The 19,779-nt window shown below is 70.5% G+C and carries 16 protein-coding genes; 13 read left to right on the top strand and 3 right to left on the bottom strand.

All coding sequences use genetic code 11. The annotated features are described in order from the left end of the window. Together OU415_RS05315 and OU415_RS05310 are read right to left on the bottom strand one after the other, a co-directional pair. The gene (locus OU415_RS05315; RefSeq protein WP_270947415.1) at window positions 1-1,773 is read right to left on the bottom strand and encodes a glycoside hydrolase family 3 protein; all 1,773 of its coding nucleotides are present in this window, start codon (window positions 1,771-1,773) and stop codon (window positions 1-3) included. Between the two features lie 510 nt (window positions 1,774-2,283). Further along, window positions 2,284-3,123, bottom strand: a complete 840-nt coding sequence (locus OU415_RS05310) for an HAD family hydrolase (protein ID WP_408641781.1) — start codon at window positions 3,121-3,123, stop codon at window positions 2,284-2,286. A 720-nt stretch (window positions 3,124-3,843) separates the two neighbouring features. On the opposite strand from OU415_RS05310, the gene ssd reads away from it, so the two are divergent. The 8 genes from ssd (at window position 3,844) to OU415_RS05270 (ending at window position 9,521) form a co-directional block, all read left to right on the top strand. Next, window positions 3,844-4,881 (top strand): septum site-determining protein Ssd, encoded by a 1,038-nt coding sequence (ssd, locus tag OU415_RS05305; RefSeq protein ID WP_270947413.1) that lies wholly within the window; start codon window positions 3,844-3,846, stop codon window positions 4,879-4,881. Window positions 4,882-4,921: 40 nt separating this feature from the next. Further along, window positions 4,922-6,133 (top strand): TadA family conjugal transfer-associated ATPase, encoded by a 1,212-nt coding sequence (locus OU415_RS05300; protein ID WP_270947411.1) that lies wholly within the window; start codon window positions 4,922-4,924, stop codon window positions 6,131-6,133. Further along, a complete protein-coding gene (locus tag OU415_RS05295) occupies window positions 6,127-6,909 on the top strand; it encodes a type II secretion system F family protein (protein WP_270947410.1) in 783 nt (260 codons plus the stop codon). The genes OU415_RS05300 and OU415_RS05295 overlap by 7 nt, the downstream gene beginning before the upstream one ends. Further along, entirely contained in the window at window positions 6,906-7,601 is a 696-nt protein-coding gene (locus tag OU415_RS05290) for a type II secretion system F family protein (protein ID WP_270947409.1), read from the top strand. The genes OU415_RS05295 and OU415_RS05290 overlap by 4 nt, the downstream gene beginning before the upstream one ends. A gap of 33 nt (window positions 7,602-7,634) precedes the next feature. Continuing rightward, the gene (locus OU415_RS05285; RefSeq protein ID WP_270947408.1) at window positions 7,635-7,835 is read left to right on the top strand and encodes a DUF4244 domain-containing protein; all 201 of its coding nucleotides are present in this window, start codon (window positions 7,635-7,637) and stop codon (window positions 7,833-7,835) included. Next, complete coding sequence (locus tag OU415_RS05280; protein ID WP_270947407.1) at window positions 7,835-8,221, top strand: TadE family type IV pilus minor pilin; 387 nt, start codon at window positions 7,835-7,837, stop codon at window positions 8,219-8,221. The genes OU415_RS05285 and OU415_RS05280 overlap by 1 nt, the downstream gene beginning before the upstream one ends. Next, complete coding sequence (locus OU415_RS05275; protein ID WP_270947406.1) at window positions 8,218-8,565, top strand: Rv3654c family TadE-like protein; 348 nt, start codon at window positions 8,218-8,220, stop codon at window positions 8,563-8,565. The genes OU415_RS05280 and OU415_RS05275 overlap by 4 nt, the downstream gene beginning before the upstream one ends. A 290-nt stretch (window positions 8,566-8,855) precedes the next feature. Then, a complete protein-coding gene (locus OU415_RS05270; RefSeq protein WP_270947405.1) occupies window positions 8,856-9,521 on the top strand; it encodes a bifunctional DNA primase/polymerase in 666 nt (221 codons plus the stop codon). Window positions 9,522-9,663: 142 nt separating this feature from the next. Here the strand turns inward: OU415_RS05270 and OU415_RS05265 are convergent, their stop codons facing one another. Then, complete coding sequence (locus OU415_RS05265; protein WP_270947404.1) at window positions 9,664-12,006, bottom strand: DEAD/DEAH box helicase; 2,343 nt, start codon at window positions 12,004-12,006, stop codon at window positions 9,664-9,666. 442 nt (window positions 12,007-12,448) lie between these two features. Here OU415_RS05265 and OU415_RS05260 point away from each other — a divergent pair, with 442 nt between their 5' ends. The 5 genes from OU415_RS05260 to OU415_RS05240 all read left to right on the top strand — a co-directional run bounded on the left by OU415_RS05260 (window position 12,449) and on the right by OU415_RS05240 (window position 19,723). Continuing rightward, entirely contained in the window at window positions 12,449-14,839 is a 2,391-nt protein-coding gene (locus OU415_RS05260; RefSeq protein WP_408641778.1) for a sodium-translocating pyrophosphatase, read from the top strand. A 165-nt stretch (window positions 14,840-15,004) separates the two neighbouring features. Further along, on the top strand, window positions 15,005-15,592 hold the full coding sequence (locus OU415_RS05255; protein WP_270947403.1) for a hypothetical protein: 588 nt from the start codon (window positions 15,005-15,007) through the stop codon (window positions 15,590-15,592). Window positions 15,593-15,757: 165 nt separating this feature from the next. Continuing rightward, window positions 15,758-16,351 carry a hypothetical protein gene (locus OU415_RS05250; protein ID WP_270947402.1) on the top strand — a complete coding sequence of 198 codons (594 nt, stop codon included), beginning with the start codon at window positions 15,758-15,760 and terminating at the stop codon, window positions 16,349-16,351. Between the two features lie 202 nt (window positions 16,352-16,553). Next, a complete protein-coding gene (topA, locus tag OU415_RS05245) occupies window positions 16,554-19,409 on the top strand; it encodes a type I DNA topoisomerase (protein ID WP_408641777.1) in 2,856 nt (951 codons plus the stop codon). Beyond that, entirely contained in the window at window positions 19,406-19,723 is a 318-nt protein-coding gene (locus OU415_RS05240) for a hypothetical protein (RefSeq protein WP_270947401.1), read from the top strand. Before topA ends, OU415_RS05240 begins: the two co-directional genes overlap by 4 nt. The last annotated feature ends 56 nt before the right edge of the window (window positions 19,724-19,779 follow it).

The raw sequence follows: 19,779 nt of genomic DNA, 5'->3' as shown, positions 1-19,779 counted from the left end.
TCACCAGCCCAGGCCGTGGCCGAAGGGGTAGGCGTCGGTGCCGGGCTGGTTCGGGTCGGGCACCGGGACCGGCAGCTTGCCGGTCGGGGCGATCTCGCCGAAGAGCACCTTGGTCAGCGATTCCATCGCCACCGCCTTGTCCGAGTAGGTGGCGACCCAAGCGGGCAGGTCGACGTGGCCCGCGTCGTAGGGGTCGCGGACGGCGACCGCGACGACGGGCTTGCCGGTCTGCTGCAACGCGCGGACCAGGTCGAGCTGCCCGGCGTTGGCCTCGCTCCAAGCGGCGTTGGTGAGCACGACCGTCACGTCGTTCTGCTTGGCCTGCTCGACGGCCTGGTCGATCTGCTCCTTGGTCGGCTGCAGACCCGTTGCCAGCGCTGAGGTTTGCGGCCCGCGCGCGCCGATCTGCTTGGCCAGCGCCGCTGTGGCGTCGTCACCAGCACCGGTCACGAACATCCTGCCCGGCTTCTTCAGCGGCAGGACGCCGTCGTTGCGCAGCAGCGTCGTGGTGCGATCGGTGATCGCCTGCGCCTGGTCCAGGTGCTCCTTGCTGCCGACGAACCGGTCCACTTTGGACACGTCGACGAACGGGTTGGCCAGCACTCCGCGGCCTTCCTTGAGCGCCAGGACGCGCGCCACGCTCTGGTCGATGCGCTGCTCGCTGAGCTCCCCGCTGCGCACCGCGTTGAGCACGCCGTCGATGGCGGCCTGCAGGTCGTTCGGCATCAGCAGCATGTCCGCACCGGCCTTGAGCGCCAGCACCGGGATCTCCGGGTCCGGGTGCTTCTGCCGCACGCCCTCCATCTTCAGCGAGTCGGTGATGATCACGCCCTTGAAGCCGAGCTCCTCGCGGAGCATCCCGGTGAGCACCTTCGGCGACAGCGTCGAGGGCTCGCCGGAGTCGTCGAGCTTGGGCACCACGATGTGCGCGCTCATCACCGCGTCCGTGGCGGCGCCGATGGCCTCCTTGAACGGCGGCGCGTCCAGCTGCTCCCACTGCTGGCGGTCGTGCTCGATCACCGGCAGCGCGGTGTGGCTGTCCTGGTTGGTGTCGCCGTGGCCGGGGAAGTGCTTGACCGCGGCCGACACCGTCTCGCCTGGCTTGGCGGAGTCCTCGTAGCCGCGGACCTGCGCGGCGGTGAGCTGCGCGGCCAGCGCCGGGTCGGAGGAGAAGGAGCGCACCCCGATCACCGGGTTGGCCGGGTTGACGTTGACGTCACCGCTCGGCGCGAAGTCCTGGTTGAGCCCCATCGCGCGCAGTTCCTGGCCGGTGATCGCGGCGGCGCGCTCGGCGTCCTCCGGGGAGCGGCCGGCGCCGAGCGCCATGTTGCCGGGGAACTGGGTCGCGGGCTCGTGGATCCGGGTGACCTGGCCCTGCTCCTGGTCGGTGGAGATCAGCAGCGGCACCTTGGCCCCCGAGTTGACCGCGGCGTTCTGCAACCCGTTGGACAGCTCGGCGATCTGCTTCGGCTCGTAGAGGCTGTTGGTCCAGGAGAAGTGGATGATGCCGCCGAGGTGGTACTTCTGCACCACCTGGGCCGGCGTGTCGACGCCGAACTCCTCCTTGTTCTTGGGGTCCGCGGTGTCCGCGGTGCGCCCGTAGGCGTAGGTGACGAAGAGCTGCCCCACCTTCTCCTCGAGCGTCATCTCCTTGAGCAGATCGGCGGGTCGGTGCGGCGCGGACGCACCACCGGTGGCCGTGAGCGTCACCGCTCCGACGGCCAGGGCGCTGAGCGCGATCGCGGCGCGGCGCGTGCGGGTCTTCGGGGACACGTTCGCCTCCCTGCGGGGCGGATCTTCGCCAGACGGGTAAGAGTTCACCACGAAATCGGACGATTTCGGAAGTTACTCACGACATCACGGCCGGTCAACGAAATCGGATCGGCGTGGGCGAAAGACGCCACGGCTGGAGGAAGGCAGAAATACGGCGGAGCCCGCCGATCGGATCGGCGGGCTCCGCCCCACTGCGCGAGTACTCGGGTTACCAAGCGTGCACTCTGTCGTAACTTCCGGGCTAGGCGTCCGGCGTCCCGGTACGCAACCCCGTGGAACGACCAGCCTTGTGTGCGGCAACGCGTGGGTGCTCCAAGCCTCGCACGCGGAGGTCTGATCGGGGTGGACGTTACTTCTCCTCCGTAACGTCCCTGGCCAATCAGCGTCCGCACCTCCATTTGTAGACGGTGACGCCCGTCACTGCAAGGGCTTCGAGCGCTGTCGACGTCGCGACTTCGCAGACTGGCGATCATCGCGCGCTTTGCGGTATGGCGTCAGCGAAATCGCGGGTCAGCGACGACGTCGCCAGGCGCGCAATCCCCACCACGCGGCGCCGGCCGCGGCGACCGCGCCCATCCCGACCCCGGCCGCGGTGACCGCCGCGCGCGAGGGGGTGGGGATCCGGGCCCGCAGCGACACCGGGTGGTCGAAGGCCAGCGACGGCCAGCCGCGCTGCACCGCTTCCTTGCGCAGCGCGCGGTCCGGGTTGATCACGGTGGGGTGCCCGACGGCTTCCAGCAGCGGCAGGTCGGTGATCGAGTCGGAGTACGCGTGGCACTCGGAGAGGTCGTAGCCGTTCTGCTCGGCGAGCTCGTTGGCGGCGATCGCCTTGTTCTCCGCCGAGCAGTAGAAGTCGACCTCGCCGGTGTAGCGGCCGTCGGCCACCACCATCCGGGTGCCCGACCAGTGGTCGGCGCCGAGCAGCTTCGAGATCGGGGCGACGACCTCCTCGCCGGAGGCCGACAGCACGACGATGTCGTGGCCCTGCTCCTGGTGCTCGGCGATCAGCTGGGTGGCTTCCTTGTAGACCAGCGGATCGACGATGTCGTGCAGGGTTTCCTCGACGATCGCGTTGACCTGCTCGACGTCCCAGCCGGAGCACAGCGACGTGATGTGCGCGCGCATCCGGTCCATCTGATCGGTGTCGGCACCGGCCAGCATGAACACGAACTGGGCGTAGGCGCTCTTGAGCACGGCCCGCCGGTTGATCAGTCCCTCTTGGAAGAACGGTCGGCTGAAGGCGAGCGTGCTCGACTTGGCGATGATCGTCTTGTCCAGGTCGAAGAACGCTGCCACCCGGCGGCCGGTGTGGGGCGAGGGGTTCGCGGGCTCTGTCACGCCGCACAGCATACGAGCTGCGGCGGGTCGATCGCGGGCCGCGCACGGGCCGTGGCCCGTACCGGTGTTATTTCACGCTGCGTGCATTCTGGCTCGGGTATTCCGGCTAGCGGGATACATTTCTTGACTCGAATGATTGCTTGCGTCTGATAGGTGCGCACCGAGAGCAATAACGTTCCCTCAAATGGACGGGGGGCATTGCGAGCGATCTGCGGGATACAGTGTGTGGAGTCCGGTCCGCCGGACTGGTTCAGCTCGACCCCCCGGAGCTGAACTGACGACGACCCCCGCCCCTCCCCCCTGGCGGGGGTCGTCCCATTTCTGCGGTAGCTCCCCTGCGCGTCAGATGCGCGATTCGCGGAGTCGGCCGAGCGCGTCGGTCACGCCTGCGGGGTGGGTTTCGAGGTCTGCGAGCGCAATGGGAAATCGGAATTCCGAGGTTTTTTCGGAATGCGGCGGATCGGCATGCGTTGCGGACTCGTCTTGTGCCGCGGGGGTTCCGCTACCTGCGCTGCGGTGCGAGTCGTCCGGTAATCGCTTCTCTCGCAACCCTTTCGTGTAGTCGGAGTTGTCCACAGAGAACTGATTTGTCCACAGATTTCGAAAACCTCCTTGGCAGGAGTCGAAGTTCGGTGCACCGTGGTTGTCGAGCGGCCCGTTCAGGGTTTTCCGCTCCGATCCTCAATTCGCCGGAAGGCTTTTGTCATGACTGCTGCACGTCCGCTTCTTGTTGTGCGAGATGGCGACCTGGCCGAAGAAGTTTCGCGCCTGGCCGCCGCGTCCTGCGGTGAACTGGTGCGCGCCGGAGAACTGTCCGCACCGGCTTGGCGCGCGGCGCCGTTGGTGCTGCTCGACGCGGCTGCCGCAGCCGCCGGAGTAGCAGGTGGGTTGCCGCGAAGACGCGGCGTCGTCGTGCTCTGCCGAGATCCGACGCCGGAGCTGTGGCGGGTCGCGTTCGAGATCGGCGCGGACCAGGTGATCACCCTGCCCGTCCAGGAGACGGCGCTGATCGAGCTGCTGGCCGATGCGGCGGACAGCCCGCCGCAGGACGGCCGGGTCCTCGCGGTGCTGGGCGGTTGCGGAGGCGCTGGAGCGTCAGTGCTGGCCGCTGCTGCCGCGGTGCTCGCCGCTCGCGGAGGCGCGCGTGCGCTGCTGGTGGACTGCGATCCGCTGGGCGGCGGTGTCGACCTCGCGGTGGGTGCCGAGGCGGACGAGGGTTTGCGCTGGTCGGGGCTGGCGGTCAACGCCGGTCGGCTCGGGGCGAGCGCGCTGCACCAGGCGCTGCCCGAACGCCGGATCGGCTCTGGCGCGATCACGGTGCTGTCCTGCGATCGCGGCGGACCGTCCAGCGGGCTGACCCCGGAAGGCGTGCGAGCGGTGCTGGCGGCCGGTCGGCGCGCTGGTGATGTCGTCGTGTGCGACGTGCCGCGCGTCCTATCGGAGCCGGCTGCTGCCGCGCTGCGCGAGGCCGATCTCGCGGTGGTCGTCGTACCAGCGGAGGTCCGCGCGGTGGCGGCGGCCGAGCGGGTCGTGGCGGCGGCCGGGGAGCACGCCGCGGGCCCCGTCCGCCTGGTCGTGCGCGGTCCCGCGCCAGGTGGACTCCGGTCGGCCGATGTGGTGCGAGCGGTGGGCGCCGAGGTTCTGGCCACCATGAGGCCAGAACCGCAGCTGCCGGCGCTCGTGGACTGCGGTGGGCTGGCGCGGCTGCGCCGTCGCGGTCCGGTGGCCCGAGCGGCCCGGCAGGTGCTGGCCGCGCTCGAACCGGCCTGAACCTTCTCGACGAGTTTTCCCCTGCGTTGAAAGGAGAGTCATGTCCACGAGTCGTGTTCTGGAACCGGCGGTCGGCGGTGCGGTGGACGGCGAGCTGCTGGCCCGGGTCCGCAACCGGCTGGTCGGCAGCGGTTCCGCCTTGACCTCCAGCGCCGTCGCCTCCGCGGTCCGCGAGGAATCCGGCGGGCTGGTGGCCGATGCCGATGTGCTCGCCGCACTTCGCCTGGTGCAGCAGGAGTTTCGCGGTGCCGGAGTGCTGGAACCGCTGCTGCACGACCCGGAGGTGTGCGACGTGCTGGTGACCGCGCCGAACAAGGTCTGGGTGGATCGCGGCAACGGCCTCCAGCGGGCTGCGGTGCGCTTCGCCGACGAGGACGCGGTGCGGCGCTTGGCGCAACGCCTCGCGATGTCCACCGGCCGTCGGCTCGACGACGCGCAACCGTGGGTCGACGCCTGGCTACCGCAGGAGAGCACCTCCGGTGCGGTGCGGCTGCACGCGGTCCTGCCGCCTGTGGCGGGCGAGGGGACCTGCATCTCGCTGCGCATCCTCCGCCCGGCGGCGCACGACCTGGCCGCGCTGCAGCAATCGGGCGCGTTCGACGGGCCGACCGCGCAGGTGCTGCGCGAGGTAGTCGCCGCGCGGTTGGCATTCCTGGTGGTCGGTGGCACGGCGAGCGGGAAGACGACGTTGCTGGCGGCGATGTTGGGCGAGGTCGCCGAGACCGAGCGGATCGTCTGCGTCGAGGAGGCCGCCGAGCTGCACCCGAGCCATCCGCACGTGGTCCGGCTGCTCACCCGGCCGCCGAACGTCGAAGGCGTCGGCGAGATCCAGGTCCGCGACCTGGTGCGCCAAGCCCTGCGGATGCGGCCGGATCGGCTGATCGTCGGCGAGGTGCGCGGCGGCGAGGTCCGGGAGCTGCTGGCGGCGCTGAACACCGGCCACGACGGGGGCGGGGGCACGCTGCACGCGAATTCTCCGCAGGAGGTCCCGGCCCGGATGGAAGCGCTGGCCGCGCTGGGCGGGCTGTCGCGCACGGCGCTGCACAGCCAGCTCGCCGCGGCCGTGCAGGTGGTGCTGCACGTTCGGCGGAGCGCGCAGCGGGGCCGGTATCTGGCCGGTATCGGCGTGATGCGGCGCGACGGGGAGCGGGTCCAGGTCGTTCCGGCCTGGCAGCGCGACGGCGGCTGGGCATCGGGCCGTGCGGACTTGGCCGCGTTGTTGTCGGCGAGGGGCGGTGCGTTGCCGTGCTGATCCCCGTGCTGCTGGCCGCAGCGGTGCTGTGCTGGCCGGTGGTCCGCTCCCGCGACCGGCTCGGGGTTCGAACGCGGCCAGCGCTCGGACCGGTGCGCCACGCGCGGTTGCTCGCGGTGCTGGTGGCATCGGTCGTCGGGCTCGTCCTAGCTGGTCCGGCAGGCCTTTTCGCGGGATCGGGGCTGGCGCTGCTCGGCGTGCACCACTGGCAGTCCGTGCGGCGGAGGCGGGATCGGCTCGCCCGTGCCGACGAGCTGACCGCTGGGCTGCGGCTGTTGGTGGCTCAACTGCGGGCGGGTGCGCATCCCGCGTCGGCGGCGGAAGGTGCTGCGGACGAGGCAGGACCGGCGGTCGCGGGAGTTTTCCGGGACATGGCCGCAACGGTGCGGCTCGGCGGGGACGTGGCCACCGTCCTGCGCGGATGCGAGCTCGTCGAGTTGCGCGCGCCGCTGGGGCGGATCGCCAGGGCGTGGGCGTTGGCGGAACGGCACGGCGTCGCGCTGGCCGACCTGCTCGACGCGGTCCGTCGCGATGTCGAGCGGCGCTCGGCGTTCCGCCGCGGGGTCGAGGCGAAGCTGGCCGGTCCGCGCTCGACGGCAGCGGTGCTCACCGGGTTGCCGATCTGCGGCCTGCTGTTCGGCGAAGCAATCGGATCGGGGCCGCTCGAGGTGCTCAACGGCGGACTGGTGGGACAGCTGTTGTTGCTGGTGGGCGTGGCCCTGCTAGCGGCTGGGGCGATCTGGACGTTGCGGCTGACCGAGGCGGTGCAGTCGTGATCGAAGTCGCCCCGGTGCTCGCGGCGGTTGCGGTGCTGATCGCCCCCACCGCGTCGGGACGGGAAAGGCTGCGGTCGCTGCGTCCGCGGTCCCAGCCGAAGCAGCGGGCGTCCGCCGCCGCGTGGCTGCTCCCGCTGGCCGTGGGATCGGTCGCCGTGCAGGTGTTCGGCCTGGTCATGGGGGTCCTGATCGGCTTGGCCGCGGCGATCGCCGCGCGCCGGTGGTCGGTGGCCCGAAGACGCGAGCGCACCGATCCGCTGGTGCTGGCGGCCGGCTGGGACCTGCTCGCCGCCGGAATGCGGGCAGGACTGCCGGTGCCGGTGGTCGTGCAGGCGGTGGCCGACGAACTCGCCGGCGCCGCGCGCCGAACCCTGCGCGAGGTCGCCGATCACCTCGCGCTCGGATCGGACGCGGTGACGAGCTGGGAACCGGCGCTGTCGAACCCGGACACCGCCGAGCTCGCCCGCGCGGCGAGGCGAACGGCCCGCACCGGTCAGGGCCTGGCCGAGGTGGCCGCCGAGCTGGCCGAGCACGCCCGCGCCACGGTCACCGAGCAGGCCGAAGCACGTGCCCAACGAGCGACGGTGTGGATCTCAGCGCCGCTGGGCCTGTGCTTCCTGCCCGCGTTCCTGTGCCTCGGCGTGGTCCCCGTGGTCATGGGAACTCTGCATCGGCTGACCGTGCCCTGGTGATCGACAAATCCACTGTGGACATTTGGAGGAGAGATGGTGGATCTGCACTTCCCCGTTCGCCGGCTGCGCGCGTTGCTGCGCGGCGACGGCGGGATGACGACGGCTGAGTACGCGATGGGGACGGTGGCGGCGGTCGCGTTCGCCTCGCTGCTGTTCGACATCGTCACCGGCGGCACGATCAAGGACGCGCTCGCCGGTCTCATCGAGCGCAGCCTGGAGGGTGGCGAGGTCTGATGACCGCACAGGTGGCTCCGGTGCCGCACGGCGCCGGAGCGCCCGACCGCGGCGCGGTGACGGTCGAAGCCGCACTGGGCATCTGCTCGGTGGTGGCGGTGTTCGTGCTGGCCCTGGTCGGTGCCAACGCGCTGATCGGCCACCTCCGCTGCACGGACGCGGCGGTCGAGGCAGCTCGCCTGGCGGCGCGCGGAGACCAGGCGCGCGTCGAGGAAGCGGTCCGCCGGATAGCACCGGCAGGTGCGGCGCTGGAGATGCAGGTCGACGGAGACGTCGTCCGCGCGGAGGTGAGCATGCCGCTGCCCGCCCAGCTGCCCGGGCGCTGGCTGCACGCGCGGGCGGTGGCCGTGCTGGAACCGGGCGTCGAAGGGCAGGTGGTGCGATGAGCGGCGATCGGGGAGCGGCCACTGCGTTGTCCGCGATCCTCGCGCTGGCACTGCTCGCGCTGCTCGTGTTCGTCGTCCACCTCGGTGCGGCCGTCACTGCTCGGCACCGGGCGGAAGGTGCTGCCGACCTGGCGGCGTTGGCCGCCGCAGCGCACGCGCCGCGCGGGCCGGAAGTGGCGTGCGAGCGGGCTGCGGAAGTCGCCGACGGCATGCGCGTCGCGGTCGTCGAGTGCCGATTGGAGGGCTGGAACGCCCGCGTGACCGTTCAAGCTGATCTTCCCGCGACTCCGCCGTTCGGCGGAAAGGCCAGCGCACGGGCGCACGCAGGGCCGATCGACGGGTGATCGGGGTAGCCACGACGAACGGTCGATGAACGGTTGGGGAAGTCCGCGCCATCAGTGCTTCCGAAACCGTTCATCCAGATGATCTTTCTGCTGACGTGTTCCGCCCGAGCGCGTTCGTCGCGGCTGAACGACCGGTCGCCGACGCGGGGTGTACTCGGCGGGGTGGCATGCCGTTGATTAGAGGTGTGAGCGGGACGACTCAACGAGTTCACGACAACGAGGTCGAGAACAGGTGGTTCCCCCGAAGACCACCGGTCAACCGCCCACTGTGGAGCAAGGAGGCGGAACAGATGCAATGGTCGGCGGAGAGGTGGCAGAGCGCCTTCCGCGGCGTCCCGGCCCACCCGGCCGGGTTGACCAGCAGCCGGATCGAACTGCGCGTGCAGGCAATCGGATTCGCTTCGCGCGGTTGGCCGGTGCTTCCCGGAACCTATCCCGATGGAGACCACTGGATCGGCCGGCACGGTCGCCAGGAGCACGGCCCGATGCCGGTGCACCGCGACTGGCAGACCCGGCTGGGCACCAACCCCGACGAGGTGACGGCCTGGTGGGCCGAGCACCCCTACAGCCTGCTGATCGCGACCGGCAGCACGGTCGACGCGCTCGAGGTCGACCCGGTCCTCGGCCGGGCCGGAGCCTCGGTGCTGCGCGCCCTCGGCTTCCCGGTGCCGATCGTGGCGACCCCGAAGGGACGCTGGTACTTCATGATGGCCGGTGGTGGTGAACTCGCCCCCGAGCTGGCCGACGTGCCCGGAATCCGCTTGCACGGCAAGGGGAGCTGGGTGCCCATGCCACCCTCCGCCTACCCGGGCGGTTCGGTGCACTGGAGGGTCAAGCCGGAGGTCTGCGCCTGGCGGCTGCCCACTCCGGACTTCGTGCAGGAAGCGCTCTGCACGGGTCGGGAGAACCTCGAGAACGACCCAGACGTGGCGGAACTCCTCGCGGCGAGCAGCTAACCCTGCCGACCGTGCTGGCGCCGAGCGGATCGGCATCCGCGCCCGGGCTCCCCGACACGACCGGACACGCACACATCCGAGCACGCAACGGTTCCTCTGTGCTCAAGACCCGTTGTGGACGGTCGTGCAGCCCAGCCGATCCTCACCCAGCGCCACCCCCGAGCACGGTCGACACCGCGTCGAGAACAGCCACCGCCCCCGCCTTGTCCAGCGGTTCGTTGCCGTTCCCGCACTTGGGCGACTGAACGCAGGACGGGCACCCAGCCGGGCAATCGCAGGAAGCGATCGCTTCCCGCGTCGCGGCCAACCAAGGGATCAATGCGGCAAAACCGCGATCGGCGAATCCGGCCCCTCCCGGATGCCCGTCGTGCACGAACACCGTTGCCTCCCCGGTGTCGACGTGCATCGCGGTGGACACCCCGCCGATGTCCCAACGATCACAGGTCGCGAACAGCGGTAGCAGGCCGATCGCCGCGTGCTCGGCGGCATGCAGCGCACCGGGGATGCGCGCCGGATCCAGCCCGGCGCCCCCCGGTGCGCTGCTCATCAGCAGCTCGGAGCTGACCGTGTACCAGACGGCGCGGGTCAGCAGGGTTTGCGCCGGGAGGTCCAGCGCGACCTGGTCCAGCACCTGCCCGGACGGCCGTTTCCGCAGGTAGCCGACGACCTGCGAGGTCACTTCCACCTCGCCCAGGCAGATCGTCACACCCCGTCCGGTGTCCTGGCGCTCGATGGTCCGCAGCACCGAGATGTCCACGACGTTGCGCGGCGAGGTCGTCCAGTCCGGACTCTCCGGGTGCACCAGCGCGATACCGGTCTCCAGGTCCAGGTCGTCGACCACGAACGATTCGCCGCGGTGCAGGTACACCGCGCCCGGGTGCACGGTGCCGCAGGCGGAATCCGGATCCACCGTGCCCAGCATCCGGCCGGAATCGCCCTCCACCACCGCGACCGGGTGCCCGCCGGCGCCGCGCAGCTCCACCGTCCGGTGTGGACGTTCCCGGGAGGTCCAGAACCAGCCGTGCGGGCGTTTGCGCAGCACGCCGTCCGCGGTGAGCGCCTGCACCGCGAGCTGCGCGGGTTCGCCGCCGAAGATCTCGAACGACGTCTCGTCGAGCGGCAGTTCCGCGGCTGCGCAGGCCAGGTGCGGTTCGAGCACGTACGGGTTGGTCGGGTCGAGCACCGTGGCCTCGACCGGCCGGTCCAGCATCGCGGGCGGGTGGTGCACCAGGTAGGTGTCCAGCGGATCGTCCCTGGCCACGAACACCACCAGCGCGCCTTCGCCGTCCCGCCCGGCGCGACCGGCCTGCTGCCAGAACGAGGCGAGCGTGCCCGGGTAACCGGCGACCACCACGGCGTCGAGCCCGGAGATGTCGACGCCCAGCTCCAGCGCGTTGGTGGTCGCCACCGCGAGCAGTTCGCCGGTGAGCAGCGAGCGCTCCAGCTCGCGCCGATCCTCGGGCAGGTATCCCCCGCGGTAGGAGGCGACCTTGGCGGGCAATTCGTCATCCACTTCGGACAGCGCGCGCTGCGCGGCGATCGCGGCCAGCTCGACACCGCGCCGGGATCGGATGAACGCCAGCGTCCGGGCGTCCTCGATGACCAGCTCCGTCATGATCCGCGCCGCCTCGGTGCCCGCGGCCCGGCGCACCGGGGCGCCGTTCTCGCCGAGGATTTCCTCCAGCAGCGGCGGTTCCCAGAGCGCGATGGTCCGGGCTCCGCGCGGTGAGCCGTCGTCGGTGATAGCGCGGCAGGGCACTCCGGTGAGGCGTTCGGCCAGCGCATCCGGATCGGACACGGTGGCGGAAGCGAGCACGAAGACCGGGTCGGCGCCGTAGTGCTGCGCGATCCGGCGCAGTCGGCGCAGCAGCAGCGCGACGTGCGACCCGAACACGCCGCGGTAGGTGTGGCACTCGTCGACCACGATGTGGGTGAGCCGCCGGAAGAACCGGGCCCAGCGGCCGTGGCCGGGCAGGATCCCGTAGTGCAGCATGTCCGGGTTGGTGAAGATCCACCGGCCGTGCGCGCGGATCCAGTCCCGCTCGACCTGCGCGGTGTCGCCGTCGAAGGCGGCCGCGCGGACCTCCTTCAGCCCGAGCTCGTCGACGGTGCGCAGCTGATCGGCGCCCAGCGCCTTGGTGGGCGCGAGGTAGAGCGCGGTCGCGCGGTCGTCTTCGAGCAGCCGGGACAGCACCGGCAGCTGGTAGACCAGCGACTTGCCCGATGCCGTGCCGGTGGCGACCACGACGTGCTCGCCGGCCCGGACGGCTTCGGCGCCTTCGACCTGGTGCACCCACGGCCGTTCGGCGCCGCGGTCGCGGAGGGCGTCGACCAGCTGCGGCGGGGCCCACTCCGGCCAGTCGGCGGTGCGGGCCGGGCGGTTCGGCAGCTGCGCGACGTGGCGGATCGGTGATTCGCCGGTCGGCACCCCGGCCAGCACGCGGTCGAGCAACCGCTTCCCTGTGTTCTGGTCCGCTGCGCGCACACCAGCGAGCCTCGCACAGCCGGGTGTCAGGCCTGCGCACGAGTTCCCGGTTCTCGCAGTCGTGTCGGTATCGCTCGATCGGTTGGTTCTGGCCATCCGGTCGGGGAGCCCGCTGGCAGCCGTCGAACCGCGGCGGATCCTGCGAGGGCGCATCCTATACCTCATGTCACCCGATCGGTCCAAATCAAGATCGGCCCGTCTGGGTGATCAAGTTGGCTACTGGATCGATCAATCGATAACAAATTCCCACGTCGGAGAGAGGTGCACATCACACCGTGAGGTAAGCCACTTGTGGCCTGAATAGACTTCCGATCCACGACGTCGCCACGGACGGCCAGCGGACGATTACCGGCCGTGCGGGCGGGGCCGCCTACCGCGCACTGGAGCCGGTCGAGAACGGCGGGCATTCCGGTGCTGAACCGAGCACAACCCAGGAGGACGGATGTCCCTGCTCACCCCGGTCCAGCACGGCTGGGCCCAGGGCGCTGCACCACCGAGCTCGCAATCCCGGATGAACCTCGCCCAACAAGCCTCCGGAATCGAACTCGGCGGCGCCGAGTACGCGGTCGTCGGCGTGGTCATGGTGATCGCCGTGGCCGCGCTGGCCTTCGGATACGTCCTGATCAAGGAGGTGCTGGCCGCCGGACAGGGCACGGCCAAGATGCAGGACATCGCCCGAGGCGTGCAGGAAGGCGCCTCGGCCTACCTCAACCGGCAGTTCCGCACCCTGGCGATCTTCGCGGTGGTCGTGTTCCTGCTGCTGTTCGCGCTGCCCGCGGAGACCATCGGCGAGCAGATCGGCCGTTCGATCTTCTTCCTGTTCGGCGCCGCGTTCTCGGCCGCCATCGGCTACCTCGGCATGTGGCTGTCCACCCGCGCGAACGTGCGCGTCGCGGCGGCCGCCCGCGAAGCCGGTGAGGGGCGCGAGAAGGCGATGCGCGTCGCGTTCCGCACCGGCGGCGTGGTCGGCATGACCACGGTCGGCCTCGGCCTGTTCGGCGCCGCGCTGGTGGTGCTGGTCTACGCCGGTGGCGCGCCGCGCGTGCTGGAGGGCTTCGGCTTCGGTGCCGCCCTGCTGGCGATGTTCATGCGAGTCGGCGGCGGCATCTTCACCAAGGCCGCCGACGTGGGTGCCGACCTGGTCGGCAAGGTCGAGCAGAACATCCCCGAGGACGACCCGCGCAACGCCGCCACCATCGCCGACAACGTCGGGGACAACGTCGGCGACTGCGCGGGCATGGCGGCCGACCTGTTCGAGTCCTACGCGGTGACCCTGGTCGCCTCGCTGATCCTCGGCACCGCCGCGTTCGGCATGCACGGCCTGCTGTTCCCGCTGATCGTGCCGGCCATCGGCGTGCTGACCGCGGTGATCGGCGTGTACATCACCAAGGCCCGAGGCGGGGAGAGCGCGCTGGTCGCGATCAACCGGTCGTTCTACATCTCCGCGGGGATCTCGGCGGTGCTCTGCGCCGTCGCCGCGCTGCTGTACCTGCCGAGCTCCTTCGCCGACCTCAACGGCGTGTCCCCGGCGCTGCAGCAGACCAGCGGAAACCCGGCGGTGATCGCGCTGGTCGCGGTGATCATCGGCATCCTGCTCGCGGTGGTCATCCTCAAGCTCACCGGCTACTTCACCGCCACCGAGCACCGCCCGGTGCAGGACGTCGGCAAGTCGTCGCTGACCGGTGCGGCCACCGTGATCCTCTCCGGCCTGTCGGTCGGTTTCGAATCCGCCGTCTACACCGCGCTGATCATCGGTGCGGCCGTGTTCGGCGCGTTCCTGCTGTCCGGTTCGCTGCCGGTGGCGCTGTTCGCCATCGCGCTGGCCGGCTGCGGTCTGCTGACCACCGTCGGCGTGATCGTCGCGATGGACACCTTCGGGCCGGTCAGCGACAACGCGCAGGGCATCGCCGAGATGTCCGGTGACGTCGAGGGCGACGGGGCGAAGATCCTCACCGAGCTCGACGCCGTCGGCAACACCACCAAGGCGATCACCAAGGGCATCGCGATCGCCACCGCGGTGCTCGCGGCGACCGCGCTGTTCGGCTCCTACACCGATGCGATCGGCGCGGCGCTGCGCGACGTGGCCGGTCAGCTCAGCGTCTCGGAGTTCTTCGTCTACGCGCCGAACGTGCTGGTGGGCCTGATCATCGGTGCCGCGGTGGTGTTCCTGTTCACCGGTCTGGCGATCAACGCCGTCTCGCGCGCCGCGGGCGCGGTGGTCTACGAGGTGCGCCGCCAGTTCCGGGACAAGCCGGGGATCATGGACGGCTCGGAGCGGCCCGAGTACGGCCGGGTCGTCGACATCTGCACCCGCGACTCGCTGCGCGAGCTGGCCACGCCGGGTCTGCTCGCGGTGCTGGCACCGATCGCGGTCGGCTTCGGCCTCGGCGTCGGCCCGCTGGCCGGCTACCTGGCCGGTGCGATCGCCACCGGCACGCTGATGGCGATCTTCCTGGCCAACTCCGGTGGCGCCTGGGACAACTCGAAGAAGCTGGTCGAGGACGGCTACCACGGCGGCAAGGGGTCCGAGGCGCACTCGGCCACGGTCATCGGTGACACCGTCGGCGACCCGTTCAAGGACACCGCGGGCCCGGCGATCAACCCGCTGCTGAAGGTGATGAACCTGGTGTCGGTGCTGATCGCGCCGGCCGTGGTGGCCTTCACCGTCGGCGACACCGCGAACCCGGCGGTGCGCATCGCCATCTCGGTGGTGGCGGTCGCGGTGATCGTCGGCGCGGTGGTGGTCTCCAAGCGGCGCTCGACGTCGATCGCGGAGTCATCCCCTTCCGACGACGACTCCGATGACAAGGCGATCAACGGCGCACCTTCATAACTCGCGGATCAGCTCCTGGAGGGCGTCTTCCCGGTCGGGGAGGCGCCCTCCGCCGTGCGCTGGGGCTTCTGCCGCACGGCGCCCCCGGGTTCCGGGGCGGGATCGCGGGTGGGGGAGAGTCTTGCGGCACGCCGAAGGCAACTCCGATCCGTGCGAGGAGTGCGCATGAAGTTACGTTCGACGCCCATCGCGGTGCTGGCCGCCGTCCCGTTCGCGCTGGCCGGTTGCGCCGGAGGACCGGCGGCCCCGGCTCCGCCGCCCGAGCCGAGCGCGCAGGCGGTCAACTGGACCGGAAAGGTGTGCGGGCTGGTCAGCGGCTTCAGCGAGTCCCAGCAGCACATGCCCGGGCTGGACCGGACCAACACCACCTCGGTGAAGAAGTCGGTGATCGCCCGCATCGACGCCGCCGAGAAGTCCGCCGACGACACGGTGCGCGGCCTGACGGACCTCGGCGCCCCGCCGGTCAAGGGCGCGGAGCAGATCGGCACCGGCTTCCAGGAGGGCTTCTCCGAGGTGCGCGACGTCCTGCGCGGCGCGCGGGGCAAGGCCGAGCAGATCGACACCGGCGACAAGCAGCGCTTCGAGCAGGGCATGGCCGATCTCCAGAAGGAGCTGGACAAGGGCAGCCACCTCGACCTCAAGCAGAAGCTGGTCCAGCTGGAGCAGAACGCGGAGCTCAACGCGGCGGCCCACCGAGCCCCCGAGTGCCAACCGTTCTTCACCAAGCCCAAGGACCAACAACCACCCCGCTGACCCCACCTGTCCGATGGGTCCGCAAATTCCATTGAAATCAGACGTCCGATTTCAATGGAATTTGCGGATCTCGGGGCTGGTGGGGGCGCAGTTTCAATTGAAACTGTGGTTCCCGTTCGCGCAATCGGGTGGAAGGCATGGCGCAGGTCGAACTACTGTTCTAGCATGCGGGCCGTGGACCAGCTGTCCTTCTACTCGGCCGAGGCGCGGCAACCCGTCGTCGCCGACCTGGCGGGCATGCTGTGCGGACCGGGCCAAGCGGTCGGCTTCGGCCGCGGCACCGCCGCCCGGCTGTCGGTCGTGGTCGACGCCGAGTGGCGCGCCCGTGCTCTGGTCGAGGCGTGCGCGCAGCGCGGGGTGGACGCCGAGCTCGGCCGCTCCGAAGAAGGGCACCCGCTGATCCGCACCGCGTTCCGCAGCGATCTCACCGGTCTCGCCGCGCACTGGCTGCGAGGCGCGGTGAAGTCCGTCCCGGGCGGTTACGTCCCGGACGGCGCCGCCCTGCGGATCTGGGCGCTGACCGCGGGCTCCGCCGAGCCCGCCGGCTACCGCCTCGGGCTCGACCCGCACGCGCCGGACACGCACGCGCCGCTGGCCGCGGCGCTGACCCGCTGCGGCCTCCCGGTCAAGCCGGTCGGTCCGCGCGCGGGTGGCCCGGCGCTCCGCGTCACCGGGCGCAAGCGCCTGACCAGGCTCGTCGAGCTGGTCGGGCCGATGCCCGATGGTGCGATCGAGCGAACGTGGCCGTTGGTGTCCTGACCGGTTTGACGCATATCACGCCAGGTCACGCAACGGAACACTTTCGTCACCCGATACGTTCGTAGGGCAAGACGCCGACGTGCACAGGCGTGTTATGTGCAACCCTGTGCCTTCCCGGGCAGCGCATCGAACTGCGCGCGGGGCACACTGAAGGACTTGTCGGGTAGCAAAGGATGCTTCCGGGAGAAGAGAGCGGGTAAGCGTGGCTGGGTCGACACGGACGAAGAAGGCTGGCGGGACCGGCCGGGCTTCGGGGTCCCCCAACAGCGGGGTTGGCTCCGGCGGCCGGCGTCTGGTGATCGTCGAGTCGCCTGCGAAGGCCAAGAAGATCGCCTCCTACCTCGGCTCGAACTTCATCGTGGAGTCCTCCCGCGGCCACATCCGGGACCTGCCCAAGAACGCCAAGGACGTGCCGGAGAAGTACAAGGGCCAGGCCTGGGCGCGGCTCGGCGTGGACGTCGAGAACGACTTCGAACCGCTGTACCTCGTCTCCTCCGACAAGAAGTCCACGGTCACCGAGCTGAAGGAAGCGCTCAAGCAGGTCGACGAGCTCTACCTCGCCACTGACGGTGACCGCGAGGGCGAAGCGATCGCCTGGCACCTGCTGGAGACGCTGAAGCCGAAGGTCCCGGTGCGCCGGATGGTGTTCCACGAGATCACCGAGTCGGCGATCCAGGCGGCCGCCGCGAACCCGCGCGACCTGGACAACGACCTGGTGGACGCGCAGGAGACCCGCCGCATCCTGGACCGGCTGTACGGCTACGAGGTCAGCCCGGTGCTGTGGAAGAAGGTCATGCCGAAGCTGTCGGCGGGCCGCGTGCAGTCGGTGGCGACCCGGATCGTGGTGGAGCGCGAGCGCGAGCGGATCAAGTTCGTCCCGGCCGACTACTGGGACATCTCCGCGCAGATGGACGCCGGCCCGGACGCCTCGCCGCGCCGCTTCGGCGCCCGCCTGGTCTCCGTGGACGGCGCGAAGCTGGCCACCGGCCGCGACTTCGGCCCGGACGGCCAGCTGAAGAACGCCGACACCCGGGTGCTGGGCGAGGCCGAGGCCCGCGCGCTGGCCGCGGCGCTGACCGATGCGCAGCTGCACGTCTCCAGCGCCGAGGAGAAGCCGTACACGCGCAAGCCGTACGCGCCGTTCATGACCTCCACGCTGCAGCAGGAGGCCAGCCGCAAGCTGCGCTTCTCGGCGGACCGCACGATGCGCACGGCGCAGCGGCTGTACGAGAACGGTTACATCACCTACATGCGTACCGACTCCACGACGCTGTCGGAGACGGCGATCAACGCGGCGCGCAACCAGGCCCGTGACCTCTACGGCGAGCAGTACCTGTCGCCGCAGCCGCGCCAGTACAACCGCAAGGTGAAGAACGCGCAGGAGGCGCACGAGGCGATCCGCCCGGCGGGCGAGAGCTTCCGCACCCCCGGCGCGGTCGCCGCCGAGCTGGGCAACGACGTCGACGGCTTCAAGCTGTACGAGCTGATCTGGCAGCGCACCATCGCCTCCCAGATGGCCGACGCCAAGGGCACCACCCTGTCGGTGCGCATCACCGGCACCGCGACCAGCGGCGAGGAGTGCACGTTCGCCGCATCCGGCCGCACCATCACCTTCGCGGGCTTCCTGAAGGCCTACGTCGAGGCGGTGGACTCGGAGGCCGGTGGCGTCGCCGACGACGCCGAGTCGCGGCTGCCGCAGCTGGTCAAGGACCAGCCGGTCACCGCGCCGGAGCTGTCGCCGGACGGGCACACCACCAACCCGCCGCCGCGCTTCACCGAGGCCAGCCTGGTCAAGACGATGGAAGAGCTGGGCATCGGCCGTCCCTCGACCTACGCCTCGATCATCAGCACCGTGCAGGAGCGCGGCTACGTGTGGAAGAAGGGCTCCGCCCTGGTCCCGTCGTGGATCGCCTTCGCCGTGGTCGGGCTGCTGGAGAAGCACTTCGAGCGGCTGGTGGACTACGACTTCACCGCGACGCTCGAGGACGAGCTGGACCGCATCGCCGAGGGCCGCGAGCAGCGCACCAGCTGGCTGACCGGCTTCTACTTCGGCGGTTCGGTGGGCCCGGAGGGCTCGATCGGCCGCGTCGGCGGGCTGAAGAAGCTGGTCGGTTCGGGCGTCGAGGAGATCGACCCGCGGGAGGTCAACTCGATCCCGATGTTCACCGACGAGCAGGACCGCACCATCTACGTGCGGGTCGGCCGCTACGGCCCGTACCTGGAGCGGACGCTGGAGGACGAGACGTCGCAGCGGGCGAACCTGCCCGACGACCTGCCGCCGGACGAGCTGACCCTGGAGATCGCGGAGAAGCTGTTCGCCACTCCGATGGAGGGCCGCAGCCTCGGCACCGACCCGGAGTCGGGGCACGAGGTGGTGGCCAAGGAGGGCCGCTTCGGCCCGTACGTCACCGAGGTCCTGCCCGAGGGCAGCAAGGGCAAGCCGCGCACCGGCAGCCTGTTCAAGTCGATGTCGCTGGACACCGTGACCCTCGACGACGCGCTGAAGCTGCTGTCGCTGCCGCGCGTGGTCGGCAAGGACCCGGAGAGCGACAACGAGATCACCGCGCAGAACGGCCGCTACGGCCCGTACCTGAAGAAGGGCACGGACTCGCGGTCGCTGGACACCGAGGAGCAGATCTTCTCGATCACCCTCGAAGAGGCGCTGAAGATCTACGAGCAGCCGAAGCAGCGCGGTCGGCGGGCAGCGGCGGCGCCGCTGCGCGAGCTGGGCGAGGCGTCGGACACCGGCAAGCCGCTGGTGATCAAGGACGGTCGCTTCGGCCCGTACGTCACCGACGGCGAGACCAACGCGTCGCTGCGCAAGGGTGACGACGTCGAGTCGCTGACGATGGACCGCGCGATGGAGCTGCTCGCGGAGCGGCGGGCCAAGGCCCCGGCCAAGAAGAAGGCCCCGGCCAAGAAGTCCACCACCGCGAAGAAGTCGACGACGACCGCGGCGAAGAAGACGACCACCGCGGCGAAGAAGACCACGAGCACGGCGAAGAAGACGACCGGCACCACGGCCAAGCGGGCCAGCTCCTCGTCGAAGTCGTCGTGACCCGGCGGGATGCGCTTTCGGGCCAGGACGGCACGCAGGCGCTGTCGCCGCTGCACCACTTCCCGGATGCGCTGACCTCTGCGCACGCGGCGCCGCCGACCCGAGAGTCGGTGGCGCCGTCCGCGCCGGTCCCGGAACCGGTCGAAGAACTCGACCGGCCGCTTCGGCGTCGACCCGCGCACCAGGCGCCCGCGCAGCAGCAGCCTCCGCAGAAGAAGCAGCAGCAGAAGAAGAACAGCAAGGCCGGGGCGATCGGCTGCTACCTGTTCCTCGCCTTCGCAGTGCTGATGATCTTGCTCTCCGTGTTCGGCTGAGGCCTCCGCCTGCCGTCAGGGCAGCACCGTAGAGTCGTGAGTGGGAAAACCGCCTC

Origin of the sequence: Saccharopolyspora oryzae (assembly GCF_027853915.1) — a bacterium.
GTDB lineage: Bacteria > Actinomycetota > Actinomycetes > Mycobacteriales > Pseudonocardiaceae > Saccharopolyspora > Saccharopolyspora oryzae.
Note: the sequence above shows the minus strand (reverse complement) of the source record. Positions and strands in the feature narration are given on the sequence as shown.

Bases quoted from the DNA above. Each gene is read 5' to 3' on its own strand.
- OU415_RS05310 (WP_408641781.1), bottom strand. From the start codon at position 3,123: ATGCTGTGCGGCGTGACAGAGCCCGCGAACCCCTCGCCCCACACCGGC.
- OU415_RS05300 (WP_270947411.1), top strand. From the start codon at position 4,922: ATGTCCACGAGTCGTGTTCTGGAACCGGCGGTCGGCGGTGCGGTGGAC.
- OU415_RS05285 (WP_270947408.1), top strand. From the start codon at position 7,635: ATGGTGGATCTGCACTTCCCCGTTCGCCGGCTGCGCGCGTTGCTGCGC.
- OU415_RS05280 (WP_270947407.1), top strand. From the start codon at position 7,835: ATGACCGCACAGGTGGCTCCGGTGCCGCACGGCGCCGGAGCGCCCGAC.
- OU415_RS05275 (WP_270947406.1), top strand. From the start codon at position 8,218: ATGAGCGGCGATCGGGGAGCGGCCACTGCGTTGTCCGCGATCCTCGCG.
- OU415_RS05270 (WP_270947405.1), top strand. From the start codon at position 8,856: ATGCAATGGTCGGCGGAGAGGTGGCAGAGCGCCTTCCGCGGCGTCCCG.
- OU415_RS05260 (WP_408641778.1), top strand. From the start codon at position 12,449: ATGTCCCTGCTCACCCCGGTCCAGCACGGCTGGGCCCAGGGCGCTGCA.
- OU415_RS05255 (WP_270947403.1), top strand. From the start codon at position 15,005: ATGAAGTTACGTTCGACGCCCATCGCGGTGCTGGCCGCCGTCCCGTTC.
- OU415_RS05250 (WP_270947402.1), top strand. From the start codon at position 15,758: ATGCGGGCCGTGGACCAGCTGTCCTTCTACTCGGCCGAGGCGCGGCAA.